The 12851-nt window shown below is 46.4% G+C and carries 17 protein-coding genes and 1 tRNA gene; 10 read left to right on the plus strand and 8 right to left on the minus strand.

Features of this window, described 5'->3' with window-relative positions:
- Positions 1-154: 154 nt before the first annotated feature.
- Positions 155-228 (minus strand) — tRNA-Arg (locus MC7420_RS21550).
- 52 nt (positions 229-280) lie between these two features.
- On the opposite strand from MC7420_RS21550, the gene moaC reads away from it, so the two are divergent.
- Together moaC and MC7420_RS21560 are read left to right on the plus strand one after the other, a co-directional pair.
- Positions 281-781, plus strand: a complete 501-nt coding sequence (gene moaC, locus MC7420_RS21555) for a cyclic pyranopterin monophosphate synthase MoaC (protein ID WP_006102888.1) — start codon at positions 281-283, stop codon at positions 779-781.
- A 178-nt stretch (positions 782-959) separates the two neighbouring features.
- Positions 960-1172: a hypothetical protein gene (locus MC7420_RS21560; RefSeq protein ID WP_006102988.1), complete on the plus strand. Its 213-nt coding sequence runs from the start codon at positions 960-962 to the stop codon at positions 1170-1172.
- Positions 1173-1323: 151 nt separating this feature from the next.
- Here MC7420_RS21560 and MC7420_RS21565 read toward each other — a convergent pair whose 3' ends face one another.
- Positions 1324-1677, minus strand: coding sequence for a hypothetical protein (locus tag MC7420_RS21565; RefSeq protein WP_006102980.1), 354 nt, complete (start codon positions 1675-1677; stop codon positions 1324-1326).
- Positions 1678-2159: 482 nt separating this feature from the next.
- Positions 2160-2822, minus strand: a complete 663-nt coding sequence (locus tag MC7420_RS21570; RefSeq protein WP_006102834.1) for a hypothetical protein — start codon at positions 2820-2822, stop codon at positions 2160-2162.
- Between the two features lie 79 nt (positions 2823-2901).
- On the opposite strand from MC7420_RS21570, the gene MC7420_RS21575 reads away from it, so the two are divergent.
- The gene (locus MC7420_RS21575; protein WP_157453271.1) at positions 2902-3174 is read left to right on the plus strand and encodes a hypothetical protein; all 273 of its coding nucleotides are present in this window, start codon (positions 2902-2904) and stop codon (positions 3172-3174) included.
- Positions 3175-3736: 562 nt separating this feature from the next.
- Positions 3737-4819 carry an ATP-dependent 6-phosphofructokinase gene (locus MC7420_RS21580; protein WP_044208798.1) on the plus strand — a complete coding sequence of 361 codons (1083 nt, stop codon included), beginning with the start codon at positions 3737-3739 and terminating at the stop codon, positions 4817-4819.
- Positions 4820-4863: 44 nt separating this feature from the next.
- On the opposite strand, the gene MC7420_RS38375 is transcribed toward MC7420_RS21580, so the two are convergent.
- The 4 genes from MC7420_RS38375 to MC7420_RS21595 form a co-directional block, all read right to left on the minus strand.
- Positions 4864-5010 (minus strand): hypothetical protein, encoded by a 147-nt coding sequence (locus MC7420_RS38375; RefSeq protein ID WP_006102843.1) that lies wholly within the window; start codon positions 5008-5010, stop codon positions 4864-4866.
- 170 nt (positions 5011-5180) lie between these two features.
- Positions 5181-5471, minus strand: a complete 291-nt coding sequence (locus tag MC7420_RS21585; RefSeq protein ID WP_006102937.1) for an RNA recognition motif domain-containing protein — start codon at positions 5469-5471, stop codon at positions 5181-5183.
- A 399-nt stretch (positions 5472-5870) separates the two neighbouring features.
- Positions 5871-6089, minus strand: a complete 219-nt coding sequence (locus MC7420_RS21590) for a hypothetical protein (protein ID WP_006103018.1) — start codon at positions 6087-6089, stop codon at positions 5871-5873.
- A gap of 120 nt (positions 6090-6209) precedes the next feature.
- Positions 6210-6455 carry a hypothetical protein gene (locus MC7420_RS21595; protein WP_044208800.1) on the minus strand — a complete coding sequence of 82 codons (246 nt, stop codon included), beginning with the start codon at positions 6453-6455 and terminating at the stop codon, positions 6210-6212.
- An 80-nt stretch (positions 6456-6535) separates the two neighbouring features.
- Here MC7420_RS21595 and MC7420_RS21600 point away from each other — a divergent pair, with 80 nt between their 5' ends.
- Both MC7420_RS21600 and cysE read left to right on the plus strand, forming a co-directional pair.
- On the plus strand, positions 6536-7006 hold the full coding sequence (locus MC7420_RS21600; protein ID WP_006102887.1) for a hypothetical protein: 471 nt from the start codon (positions 6536-6538) through the stop codon (positions 7004-7006).
- A gap of 56 nt (positions 7007-7062) precedes the next feature.
- Positions 7063-7821, plus strand: a complete 759-nt coding sequence (gene cysE / locus MC7420_RS21605; RefSeq protein ID WP_006103069.1) for a serine O-acetyltransferase — start codon at positions 7063-7065, stop codon at positions 7819-7821.
- Between the two features lie 279 nt (positions 7822-8100).
- On the opposite strand, the gene sds is transcribed toward cysE, so the two are convergent.
- Complete coding sequence (gene sds / locus MC7420_RS21610) at positions 8101-9072, minus strand: solanesyl diphosphate synthase (protein ID WP_006102917.1); 972 nt, start codon at positions 9070-9072, stop codon at positions 8101-8103.
- Positions 9073-10165: 1093 nt separating this feature from the next.
- On the opposite strand from sds, the gene minC reads away from it, so the two are divergent.
- From minC to MC7420_RS21635, 4 genes are all read left to right on the plus strand, one after another.
- Complete coding sequence (minC, locus tag MC7420_RS21620) at positions 10166-10951, plus strand: septum site-determining protein MinC (protein ID WP_044208806.1); 786 nt, start codon at positions 10166-10168, stop codon at positions 10949-10951.
- The gene (gene minD / locus MC7420_RS21625) at positions 10948-11745 is read left to right on the plus strand and encodes a septum site-determining protein MinD (RefSeq protein WP_044208809.1); all 798 of its coding nucleotides are present in this window, start codon (positions 10948-10950) and stop codon (positions 11743-11745) included. The genes minC and minD overlap by 4 nt, the downstream gene beginning before the upstream one ends.
- Before the next feature lie 44 nt (positions 11746-11789).
- On the plus strand, positions 11790-12083 hold the full coding sequence (gene minE, locus MC7420_RS21630; protein ID WP_006103004.1) for a cell division topological specificity factor MinE: 294 nt from the start codon (positions 11790-11792) through the stop codon (positions 12081-12083).
- Between the two features lie 177 nt (positions 12084-12260).
- A complete protein-coding gene (locus MC7420_RS21635) occupies positions 12261-12824 on the plus strand; it encodes a Uma2 family endonuclease (protein WP_006102881.1) in 564 nt (187 codons plus the stop codon).
- Positions 12825-12851 lie beyond the last annotated feature (27 nt).

Genomic DNA, 12851 nt, shown 5'->3' on the forward strand with positions numbered 1-12851 from the left:
TTACAAGAAATTGAGCGATTTGAATTTTTCTTGATATGTCCTAACCTTAGTGCGTAGTGCTATACAAAAATTTCGGAGCCGCAAATGATTATGTAAATCAAAAGCCAGGGGAAATAGTGAATTCCCCTGACCAAGTTAAATGGAAACAATTAAACGGGCTAGGAGGGATTCGAACCCCCGACACCGTGGTCCGTAGCCACGTGCTCTAGTCCACTGAGCTACAAGCCCTAGCTGTGAGTGATTTACTCACCGATTACTTACAATATCACATCTTTATCCAATGACGCAAGACTCTGCCCAAAAATCATCCCTCAGCCATCTAAATTCTCAGGGTCAAGCCCAAATGGTCGATGTTTCCAGCAAACCCGCTACCCGCCGCCAAGCCGTCGCTGGGGCTCAAGTGCGGATGCAAAGGGCGACATTCCAAGCGATTGAGACAGGTAATGCGCCGAAAGGAGATGTTTTAGCCACCGCCCGACTAGCTGGTATTATGGCAGCCAAGCAGACGGCAAATTTGATTCCTTTGTGTCATCCCTTACCCCTACACCAAGTCGAGGTACACATCCAACCTGATGCTCAATTACCGGGGTATCAGATTCAGGCATCGGTGACGACAAAAGCCGAAACCGGGGTAGAAATGGAAGCCTTGACTGCCGTTTCCGTTGCCGCCCTGACGCTGTACGATATGGCAAAAGCATTGGAGAAATCTATTCAAATTGAATCCATCCGTCTGTTGAGTAAGACGGGTGGCAAATCCGGCGAGTATCAATCCCCCAGTTGAGCGATCGCACTGTCCTCTCCCTTCTACGCCCATTGGCGTAGGTAATTTCCGTATATATACTGATGTCTACCACCTAAAGGAATGTTTATATTAAGGCTTGATGCGCTAATTTTACTGAGTGGATTAGCAGAAATCTATATTGTACTTGTGATAGTTTGCAGTAGGAGATGTGTAATCAGTGATTTACTGTGTAGGTATTATTTACGCAACAATAGCCGCTTATTTATTTACCGTTTGGTTTGAGTTGGCTGATGATATGAGGACTTTATCTGAGCCACAAAAAGTCCTCTCCTGGGTGACGTTAATTGTTGCTGCTGTCTTTTGGCCCCTGGTAATCCCGATCGCTTACACTAAGCTGCTTAAAGATCAAACGTCTAAAAGATTTATTTGAACTTCCTTCAGTACAACCGTTATCGCCGTAGACTCATCAATTAAGATAAACGAACTGTTTTAGAGACGTTCCGGCGGCGGAGTCTCTACACAATTATCTGTCCTTGGCGCTATTTTCCTAGAACAGAAATGGATTCTAGCAGGGGTTAGCTTTAGAATACGCTAACTTGGTACAGCTTGTTGATGTTACTTGAGCCACAATCTTTAACAATCCCAGAGATACGCTTGCCAGTTAGAAACGCATCTTCAACTATTTTGAATTTGAGATCGGCTGCAGGATCAGCAATATCAAAGGTGAGGTTGTAAGGTCCAAAGGTTCCAGTACATGAACCCTTAACTGAGCCGCTGACAACCAGCAAAACCTGGGTGTCGTTGACGAAAATCTCTGAAACTGTGCCATTGAATTGAGCGCGAGGATCGGCGGCTAGGGCAACTGCGGGGAAAAGACACAGCGCTGTGAGTATAAACGCCAATAAACCGGACAAGTAACGTAGTGCTAAAGACATTTTTTTAATCTCCGATGGACTGAATGGATTAGAAGACTTAGGATTGACGGATTTAGCCTGATCAGTAACGGTAGAATCAGTTGGGTGATTCTGATTTAGTGCTCACAACAGCGAGGTTTTATTTCGGTGCGTCAGTCCTAATAATTTAGTTATTATACGGCATTCAGTAACGATCGCAATAGAGGTTTCTTTTTCGCTTTATCCCAACCCGCACGCTCTAAGGATGTGCGCCTAATCTTAGCCGGCTCCCCCTATGAAGTATCTTGTGAGATTCTGGATGCGATCGCGAGTTTGGGTGATGCTAGATTTGGCGTAGTGTAAATCCCTGCCTAATAGCCCAAGTCGTCTCGCCTACGACTCAACCACCAATTATTAGTCCTCTAAAGAGGACTTTAGCTATGAGACAGGGGTTTGAACCCCTGGCGCCTAAGCGATTTTTTGAGAATGAATCAGCCCCCCAAGGATACGGAAGGCAAATCATCTTAACCGGGAATCATCATACTCACGGTTTGACTCCAAGGTCCTGATTCCCCTTTGGTGTTGACCCAGCGTAGCATGAAGTAAGCGGTTTTCCCGACATCTTCTCCGCTGAATTCCATCACATAAGGTGTCGCTGTATCTAACGCCACGAAAGTTAATTCCTTCGGATCAGTGGGCGGCGGATCACCAATTTTTACCCAAATTTCACTACCAATCATCCCACTGGGTTTGGCTTTGCGTGTGGGTGTGGTTTCATCGACGAAATGGATTTCAAGTTGATAACGCCCTTTGAGTTCTACCCTAGGAAGGGGGCGAGTTGTGGGTACGCCAACGGCGCTGGAACTGCTTTTTGGTACTGTTATGCCTAATCCTTGGCGCATGGCGTCGGTGATTTGGGGATTCACTTGCAATTGATTCACCACTCGTCGCAATTCGGTTTTATAGGTTTGGCGGCTATCGTCTTTTTCTTGACGGGCGCTGTCGGCTGCCGATTGGGCGATGATATGGTTGTTGTATGCGGTTGTCCATTCAGTTTGAGCGGTGGTAATTGAGGTGATATCCTCTGCGGTTAGTCCTAAGTCGCTGAGATAGTTGGTTAAAGCGGTGACAAAGTTGGCTTGCCAATTGTTAAAGTCGGCATCTGAGCGGGGCATGTAACTGGTCATGTTGCGATGTTTCTCCACATGTTGCGATGTTTCTCCACAACAATTATTTGTCTATTTTAATGGATGGTTTCTGGGTACGGTGTCATGGTTCCTGGGTACGGTGTCATGGTTCCTGGGTACGGTGTCATGGTTCCTGGGTACGGTGTCATGGTTCCTGGGTACGGTGTCATGGTTCCTGGGTACGGTGTCATGGTTCCTGGGTACGATGTCACGGTTCTTTGGTACGGTGTCATGGTTCCTGGGTACGATGTCACGGTTCCTGGGTACGGTGTCACGGTTCTTTGGTACGGTGTTAGGGTTACTTGTGCCAGATGACAGAAACATTGAAGCGCTAAAATCTCCCCAACTGTAGCCGATTCCCTCTCTACAAAATCCCCCTTTTCTCCAATTGAATTGGATTCTGTTTTACCGTGCCGCTCATAGAGAAGTTCCGACATAAGGTATTGAGAACATCAATGATAATTTGGGCTTGGCTCCGGGTTGATCTGAATTTGCTTTAGGGTCAACCGTTTCTTCCAGTTTTTTTAAAGCCATTTTTAGAGACTCCATCGGCTCTCCCGTACTTAGGGTGATAATAAAATATTATAAATTTAGCCAAAGTCCCACGGTGTAATGCTTGTAGGTTGGGTTGACTTTAGGTACCCAACCAATAAAGCTATTAAGCTAGGTTTTCTTCAAATCAAGCCAATCGCCACACACATAAGGAAAATTTATCACCTTATGTACGGGAGAGCTATCGTTATGAAGTCTCCACTCAGACATTAACTACCAAAGCTTACATTGATGAATGTAAAGGGCGCACCTCGGTGCGCCCCTACATTATGATAGACGTGCCATGTCTGTTGTTCCAGATGTAGCATGCTGCGTCTGGAACAATTAGGATGAACCGATTCAACGAACCAAACGATAGTAGTATGGCAGAACATAAACGGATTGGTATTCTCACCAGTGGTGGGGATTGTGCGGGGTTAAATGCAGTGATTCGAGCCGTGGTTCACCGAGCGGTGGGAACCTATAATTGGGAGGTTTGGGGCATTTATCGGGCAACCCAAGGGTTGATGCAGCGCCCTCCCCAAGCCACTCGCCTAGAACCCAAGCAAGTTGATGCGGCGCTAACCTTAGCGGGAACGATTCTGGGAACAACCAATAAAGGCAACCCCTTTGCATTTCCCATGTCCGATGGTACAGTACGCGATCGCTCATCGGAAATTGCCGAAGGGTATCATCAGTTAGGACTTGATGCCCTGATTGGGATTGGTGGTGATGGCAGTTTAGCGATTCTGCGTAAACTGGCAGAAGTTGGGGGGATAAATTTGGTGGGGATTCCCAAAACCATTGATAATGATGTCGGGATTACGGAGCGTTCCATCGGATTTGATACGGCGGTAAATATTGCCACCGAAGCCCTAGACCGTTTACAGTTTACCGCCGCTAGCCATGATCGGGTGATGATCCTGGAAGTTATGGGGCGCGATGCGGGTCATATTGCGATTAGTGCGGGAATTGCAGGCGGTGCTGATATTATTCTAATTCCGGAAATCCCTTATACTCTAGAACGAATCTGCCAGCAAATCCAACAACGCAAACAACAGGGCAACAACTATAGTGTGGCAATTGTCTCCGAAGCGGTTCGCACGGAATCCGGGGAAGTGGTGCAGAATATGCTCAGTTTTGGTGAATGTCGATATGGCGGGATTGGTCATTATTTGGCGGATCGAATTAGCGCCTTAAGTGGTGCAGAAACACGAGTGACAGTGTTGGGACATACCCAGCGCGGTGGTACACCATCACCCTTAGATCGCCTCACCGCCTCGGCGTTTGGTGTCGCGGCAGTGGATTTAATTGCTGACAAAGACTATGATAAGATGGTAACCTGGCAAAATCGACAGGTTGTCAGCGTCCCGATTTTAGACGCGATCGGTCAGTATAAAGCGGTGGATTCCCAAGGGACTCTGGTGAAAACCGCCAGAGGTTTAGGAATTTGTCTAGGAGATTAATGCACGTTAGAGTCCTGACGTTGTAGCGGCAAATACGGCAAATACTAGTGCAAGAAGGCAGAAATAACTGAACAGCTAATATCTCCCCCCGCTTCCTCTGCTCCCTCTGCTCCCTCTGCTCCCCCTGCTTCATCGTATCTACGAAGCTGCTCAAGTATTTTTATGCCCGCTGCACTAGAAAAGGGACACAAGGCAAAATCAGGCTTTATGTCCCTTACTGTGTATAATTTTTTCTGGTTCAAACTTAGTAAAAACTAAGTGCGGTAGACAACTTTTAGAGGAAGCTGACTCTTCCCAGCTCACGGTTCAACGAAGTAACCGTGAGTAGTTGACAGAGCGTTAAATAGGGTTCGCTTGAGCGCTACCACGCATTATTTGCGGTATTGCGGCGAGATCCACCACGATTATTATCCCGGGGTCTGGCTTTATTAACTCTGAGCTGTCGTCCCATCCACTCAGCACCGTCTAGTTGGGAAATAGCAGATTCTTCCTGAGCTTCGTCTGTCATCTCGACAAAAGCAAAACCTCGAACTCGACCTGTTTCCCGATCTGTGGGTAATACGACTCGCTTGACAGTGCCATAATCAGCAAATACTGTTTGTAAGTCGTCTTCGGTAGCTTGGTAAGACAGGTTTCCGATGTAAATGGTCATTTGAAATCGATAAGGCTGAACGAAAGGCTAAAGTTCAGAGCCACAGACGAAAACTCGAAAATGCAAATAGCTTAAAGTCTTGTCTGATAATCCGTGGTTAGTTTCCAGGGTGATCAACTAGGAATGTAGCTGCCCAACCAAAAACCTTACCAAAGGTAGAACTGAACTTATAGATATCGTTAATGATAACCTAGAAATGGTTTTCTGGTCGGTTATCTAGCTTACATCCTGAATAGAACGCGATCGCGGCTTAACCGCTAAGTGGTACGATTGTGCATCGGAGTTCTAAGTAGGTTGGTGGAAATAAACTCAACCTTATGAAGTTATGTTAAAAAGCCTCAAACCCTTACGAAGGACGAATGACGATCCCCACCGTTAACTTTAATTGTCCCCACCTACTTATTCAATCGAGATAGATTGAGGTCCACTGGTCCTGCCATTGTCACTTCCTGTGGGAGTCGTCGTATAGCTGGTGGAACCCGTTTGCTGATCGAGCCAACTTTTAACGGGGTCATCGGAAAGATTAAGTCGAAACACTCCCGAACAAAATCCGCCTAAGAATCCTACAGGCTGTTGGAACAATTCTTTAACGATAGGGGTGAGTTCATCAAGAAACATTGGTGAAATTCTCCTCCGGTCAATCAAAAGTTTACTTATGGGTGGAATGGACAAAACCCAACCCTCTATTTGCCAAAACTGACGTCCCTAATTTATGGGCTGAGTGGCATTACCATTATCTTACTCGCCAAAGCACCACAAAAAAGCGAGTAAGGCAACAATCAGGGTTAATGAGGTGAACGGTTTCAATGAATTTAAGATATCCACCGGAAACAAGACGAGAACCTCTGAAAATAGCCAACTCATCATCAGCAGCAGCGAAATCAAGATAATTAAAGGCACAGTACCTCCAGAGCCAAACGAGTGTGGCAGATGCCAAGGTGTCACCTCTTCAACACTATATAAGCGGGAAATCAGATAGAACAAGAGTAGACAGTCTGATCAACTGGTACTCAAGGGGGATAGGGAAAGAAGTTCACAATCAGTGTTTCCAGGAGAGTTAAGCTATGTTACGACAAAGGGGTTCTCAAGTATTAATAGCCATGGTGATAGCGCTAACGGCTACACCCGTTTTATCCCAGTCAGCCAATTTTGGCACGTTAACCTTATCACCCGGATTTTCCTCGGATGAGGGAGCGGCGATAGGTACGACAGGGGGTTCATTTTCATTGCCGTCGCTAGTGAACCGCGATCGCGAAAATAATCCTTGTCTAGGTTATGCAGAAGAAACTCCCGATCACATCATAGACTTAGAAGCAGATTTTAATCAGCTCCAGATTGCCGTTGATAGTGGCGGTCAAGACACCACATTATTGATTACTGGACCCAATGGCTTTGCCTTGTGCGGTGATGATACGGGCGCAAGCCAAGACCCTAGCGTAACCCGCTCAAACTTTGAGGCAGGAGAGTATAAAATTTGGGTGGGAACCATAAATCCTAATCAAGCCTGGAACTATACCCTGACTGTGCGAGAGTAGCCAAGAACGATAAGATAGTCAAGGAGTTGTTTACGTTTGTTTGTCTTAACTCGCTTGTGCTATCTACGTTTTTAGCTGACTTCCGCATCATCTTTGAGCGCGATCCCGCTGCTCGTAACTGGCTCGAGGTTTTATTATGCTACCCCGGTTTACAGGCACTCCTGTTTCACCGCCTCTGCCATTGGTTACATACTATTGGGATTCCATTCATCCCTCGGTTTATTTCTCAGTTTTCTCGCAGCTTGACCGGTATTGAAATCCATCCCGGCGCCCAAATTGGTCAAGGTGTCTTTATTGATCATGGTATGGGTGTTGTCATTGGTGAGACGGCAATTGTTGGCGATTACTGTCTTATTTATCAAGGCGTCACCCTAGGGGGTACAGGGAAAGAATGTGGCAAACGCCATCCCACCTTAGGAGAAAATGTTGTCGTTGGTGCCGGTGCCAAGGTTCTCGGTAACATTCAAATCGGCAACAATGTCCGCATTGGTGCAGGTTCAGTCGTTTTGCGAGATGTTCCGTCTGATTGTACGGTTGTTGGTATTCCAGGTCGAATTGTTTATCGTTCTGGAGTGCGAGTTAATCCCCTAGAACATGGTAGTTTGCCCGATTCTGAAGCCACTGTGATTCGATCATTAGTGGATCGGATTGAAATCCTGGAACAAAAGTTGGCAGAGTTAAGCGAAAAGCCGTCATCGACACCTGTGCAAAATTGGCGCGATTTGAATTCTGATCGGGTTCCGATGGTTAAGGCGGATAGCTGCCAACTTCGAGATAAAGCGATTCAGCAATTTTTGGATGGAGCTGGAATTTAAGAGTTTTACCGGAATTCACATCTTAGCCGAGGACAAAGGGTCAAGAACTCACCGTCAACCCTAACGGGTATGACGGGAGCTTGAAAAAGCTCGCTCCTTGACCAGACTCAGTTCGCAATAACTACGTTATTCAGTTCATGAAACCTACAGATACGTGCCAGTTTGTAGCTCTTTCGTACAGTTTTCAACAGGCGTCAGGATATTCTAATGCTTCATCCTTCATGCTGCATTAAGCTGATGTGCTTTTCAATTGGATATTCCATTCCCTGTTCCCTTTGATTAGTACATGCGACTCAGGACGTAATCAGTTAGCTCGACTAAAGCTGTCGTAGCGGGTGAGGGTTTCAAGGGCGTCAGATTGTCTAAGGCGAGACGAGCATGGTAAGCCGCCAGTTCACGCGATCGCTCAATACCCCGACTCTCCATCACTAATGCTAAGGCTTGATTAATGTCATCCGGTTGGGCAAACTCTCGCTCAATCAAGACCTCTAGGTAGGGTTTTTCTTCCATAGCATATAAGACAGGGGCAGTTAGATTTCCGCTAATCAAATCAGAACCCGCCGGCTTGCCCAACACCTCTGTGGATGCGGTGAAATCGAGGATATCATCAACAATCTGGAAGGCTAAACCTAGATGGTTTCCATAGCGATACAGATTTTCAGCTACCTCGGCTGAGACGCCACTCAACAGTCCGGCTGACTTGGAACTGTTGGCAATCAGGGATGCTGTTTTCTTGTAGGTCTTTTCTAGATAGGTATCAATGGTGGTACTCGCTTCAAATCGCGTCAGTCCCTGCTGAATTTCTCCCTCCGCCATATCCTTAATCACTTGGGAGAGTAACTTGACCACCTCTAAGTTGTTGAGATTAGCCAAATACCAAGCAGATTGACCAAACAAAAAATCTCCAGCTAGTACGGCAACGCGGTTATTGAACATACTATTAACCGTGGGGACATTACGACGGACTGATGATTCATCCACGACATCATCGTGAACCAGAGAAGCGGTATGAATCATTTCGGTAATTTCCGCTAGACGTCGATGACGGGGGGTAATATCCGAATCCAGCACCGTCGCTCGCGCAATTAATAGGACAATGGCTGGTCTTACCCGCTTGCCCCCAGCCCCAAATAGGTGTTCTGCTGCGGCATAGAGGATGGGGTGACGGGCACCCACTAGGTTCTTTAAGTTCTCGGTCAGCAGATAGAGGTCTGCTTCAACAGGGGCAAAAAGGGAAGTCACTGAGGTCATGGATTGGGCGACTCAGAAATTAGGTTACGAAAGTTTACATATTCTTTCCTTAATTTTAAGCGAAGCGTCCCAAGTAGGGAAATCTGTTTGACCAATAACCTGACTGAGGGGACTCCCTGGAATTGTATCGACTTATTAAGTTGATAAGAAAATTCCTAGAAATTGCTGGAACTCTTATGTTAAGCTAAATATTAAGGATTTCAAAAGATTAATCGACCGATTGACTCCGAGATGGTAGGGACAACTAGCTTCCTTACCTTTAGGTTAAGGTGCCGTTAGGTAGGCAGAGATAGCCTCAAGGTTTTGGATGACGGCTGGGTAGTTTAACTAAGTGTCGTCCTCTATTTTACATAAACAGGAGCTTTCCGGTAGGAAACCTGTCAAGCTTCATCCAACTGAGTTGGAGAAAGGCTTGTACACATCACTGTCAGTAGTAGTGAAGCAACCGAAAAGCTGGGGAAGTTTTCCCCGGGGTTCATGGTGCTAGGGTTTATTGCGCCCTGGTTAGCTAGTACCGTTGCCTCAGCTTCTATGAAATCTTACATAACTTTGCTGTTCGTTCATACTATGATTTACACTGATATGCCTTTGATTATTCCTGTTCTGGCAACTGTTTATTTGGTCGCGATTTACTTGCTGTTAATGGTAGCTCAACGCACAAAAAAGAGTTCGCAATACCTAGCTAACTCTCTGACCGATGTTTATGCTACTTCAGTGGGTCTGACACAAAACACTACATCTTCAAGGGATGAAGTAGAACAATCGCCAGCTTCAACAGTTCAAGAGGTGAGTAGTCCACCACTGACTTAAATATACCACTCTACTCTACAGAGGTCAGACCTGATAAGGGGGGAGATGTTGATATCCACCAGAGAACTGGTGAAAACGTTTGACTCTGGACATTAGCGTTTAGCCCAGTCTCTCTAACCCCCAATTCAACTAATTCTTATTATTATTTATAATCATCTCAGGGGACTTGTCGGACGTTCTAGGTTGAAGGAACACCCTTGAAGAAATTCTCGACCAAGACTTGCGCTTAAGGTACGATGTCGTTTAATTTAGGTTGTTTGCCGATAAGAACGCCTGTGGTTGCATGACTTCAGATTCTGACCAACTATTATTTATGTCAACGGTTGCCGAGAGCGACATGGCAATGGATTGCCAGTCTCAAGTCCGCCTGAAACAGACCGAGGAAGGGCTACAGCTTATCTTGCCCTCGGTAGAAACTATGTCCGATGCCAGTTGGGCTGATTTGTGGCAGCAGTTTAAGCATCGCTGTCATGGAAGCGATCGCTTTTGGCAAGTGCCAGGTACGGTGCATCTGATGGCAGGTGACCAATTATTGGATGGACTGAAGTTACAAGCGATCGCGGATGTATTGAACGACGTTGGGCTGCGAATCTCACGGGTGTACACCAGCCGACGCCAAACAGCCGTTGCTGCGGCGACAGCCGGGTATTGTGTCGAGCAACAATCAGCAACTTATTCTCTCCATCAAACCCCTGAACTCTCTCAGGAGTTAACCGAACCCCTATACTTACAAATGACCGTGCGATCGGGTGTAGAAATTCGGCATCCTGGTACTATTGTTATACTGGGAGACCTAAATCCGGGGGGTACAGTGATTGCAGCCGGAGACATCTTCATTTGGGGGCGTCTACGCGGCGTAGCTCATGCGGGAGCTGATGGCAATCGTTCCTGTCGGATTATGGCTCTGAAAATGGAACCCACCCAACTCCGAATTGCGGATGCTGTGGCTAGGGCACCGGAGACGCCACCGATTGAGTTTTATCCAGAAGTGGCGTATGTCACACCCCAAGGTATTCGTATTGCTAGAGCTGCTGATTTTGCTAAGACCCAGTTATTGTTAAATTCATGAGTCGTATTATAGTGATCACCTCTGGCAAAGGAGGGGTGGGTAAAACAACGGTTACGGCGAATTTAGGCGCGGCGATCGCGAAATTAGGTCGTCAGGTGGCACTCGTTGACGCCGATTTTGGATTGAGAAACTTAGATTTGCTTCTGGGGCTAGAAAATCGGGTGGTTTATACCGCCATTGAAGTATTTGCAGGGCAATGTCGCTTAGAACAGGCGTTGGTTAAAGACAAGCGCCAAGAGGGATTGGTACTGCTTCCAGCTGCCCAAAGCCGGAACAAAGAAGCGGTTAGCCCTGAGCAAATGAAAAAACTCATCGCTGTGCTATCTCAGAAGTACGAGTACATCTTGGTTGACTCTCCAGCCGGAATCGAAATGGGATTCCGTAACGCGATCATTGCGGCGTCGGAGGCGTTAATCGTGACGACGCCAGAAATTGCGGCGGTGCGAGATGCTGATCGCGTTGTGGGTTTACTGGAAGCTCAAGGCATAAAGCGCATCTTCCTGATTGTCAATCGTCTGAAACCCGCCATGGTGCAAGCGGATCAAATGATGTCGGTTCAAGATGTCCAAGAGATTCTGGCAATTCCCTTAATTGGCGTAATTCCTGATGATGAGCGCGTGATTGTTTCCAGTAACCGGGGCGAACCCTTAGCCCTGGCGGAAAATCTCACGCTTCCCGGTATTGCTATTCACAATATTGCTCGGCGTTTGGAAGGCGATAAAGTTCCCTTCCTGGATTTGATGGCAGAACATGACACCTTGATCAATCGTATCCGTCGCATGTTCCGCAGTTGAACTCATCACTCCCCACTCCTCACTCACCACGGATGCAAAACCCCATGATTAGCGAACTTCTAGAACGACTTTTTCCCTGGACAAGTGCCAGTAACAGTCGAGCGGAAGTAAAACGCCGCCTACAACTGGTTATTGCCCACGATCGCGCCGATCTCAGTCCCCAGATGATTGAGTCAATGCGTTCCGAAATCCTAGAAGTAGTGTCTCGTTATGTGGAGATTGATCAAGAGGGTTTGGAGTTTACCCTAGAGAGTAACCAACGGGCAACAGCGTTAATTGCCAATCTTCCTATCCGCAGAGTTAAGGAAGAAGAACCCCCCTTACCGTCGGTTGATTAAAGAAAATCCCTTTTTGCCCTGTTGAAAAGGAAGTCACGGCTATACAAACAAAGTCCGCTTGCGCGGACTGAATTATGAAGGGGATAGTAAGTCCAGGTTTGGTATAACTCACATCTTGCACCAGTCTCAATACGTCGATAGACTATCAACTTACAATGTAACTCTAGGTCACTGAAAATGTTACAGACACCCCCTAAACCATTGACTCTGGCAGAGTTTATCAAGCTACCCGAAACCAAGCCAGCCAGCGAGTATATTGACGGTCAAATTATCCAAAAACCGATGCCACAGGGAGAACATAGTACCATTCAAGGGGAACTGATTATTTCAATTAATGCTACCGTTAAGCCTAAAAAAATTGCCCGCGCTTTCCCCGAACTGCGATGTACATTTGGCGGGAAATCAATTGTGCCAGATGTAGCCATATTTACCTGGGAAAGAATTCCTCGCCAGGAAAATGGTCGTATTGCCAATGTATTTGAAATCGCACCCGATTGGATCATTGAAATCCTATCACCTGATCAAAGTGCCACGAAAGTCATTAAAAAGATTCTGCGGAGTCTTCAGTATGAAACCAAAATGGGTTGGCTGATTGATCCAGATGAACAGACGGTATTTGTCTATTTACCACAGCAACAACCCCAAGTGTTTGACCAACCCCACGAGTTGCTTCCGGTTCCTACTTTTGCCAGTGAATTTCAACTCACGTTAGGCGACCTATTTGCTTGGTTACTAGAATAATAATATATGAAAGTTTGTCGTCAATAT

This window comes from Coleofasciculus chthonoplastes PCC 7420 (assembly GCF_000155555.1).
GTDB lineage: Bacteria > Cyanobacteriota > Cyanobacteriia > Cyanobacteriales > Coleofasciculaceae > Coleofasciculus > Coleofasciculus chthonoplastes_A.

Bases quoted from the DNA above. Each gene is read 5' to 3' on its own strand.
- MC7420_RS21580 (WP_044208798.1), top strand. From the start codon at position 3,737: ATGGCAGAACATAAACGGATTGGTATTCTCACCAGTGGTGGGGATTGT.
- MC7420_RS21565 (WP_006102980.1), bottom strand. From the start codon at position 1,677: ATGTCTTTAGCACTACGTTACTTGTCCGGTTTATTGGCGTTTATACTC.
- MC7420_RS21570 (WP_006102834.1), bottom strand. From the start codon at position 2,822: ATGACCAGTTACATGCCCCGCTCAGATGCCGACTTTAACAATTGGCAA.
- MC7420_RS21585 (WP_006102937.1), bottom strand. From the start codon at position 5,471: ATGACCATTTACATCGGAAACCTGTCTTACCAAGCTACCGAAGACGAC.
- MC7420_RS21635 (WP_006102881.1), top strand. From the start codon at position 12,261: ATGTTACAGACACCCCCTAAACCATTGACTCTGGCAGAGTTTATCAAG.
- MC7420_RS21590 (WP_006103018.1), bottom strand. From the start codon at position 6,089: ATGTTTCTTGATGAACTCACCCCTATCGTTAAAGAATTGTTCCAACAG.
- moaC (WP_006102888.1), top strand. From the start codon at position 281: ATGACGCAAGACTCTGCCCAAAAATCATCCCTCAGCCATCTAAATTCT.
- minC (WP_044208806.1), top strand. From the start codon at position 10,166: ATGACTTCAGATTCTGACCAACTATTATTTATGTCAACGGTTGCCGAG.
- MC7420_RS21600 (WP_006102887.1), top strand. From the start codon at position 6,536: ATGTTACGACAAAGGGGTTCTCAAGTATTAATAGCCATGGTGATAGCG.
- sds (WP_006102917.1), bottom strand. From the start codon at position 9,072: ATGACCTCAGTGACTTCCCTTTTTGCCCCTGTTGAAGCAGACCTCTAT.
- minD (WP_044208809.1), top strand. From the start codon at position 10,948: ATGAGTCGTATTATAGTGATCACCTCTGGCAAAGGAGGGGTGGGTAAA.
- minE (WP_006103004.1), top strand. From the start codon at position 11,790: ATGATTAGCGAACTTCTAGAACGACTTTTTCCCTGGACAAGTGCCAGT.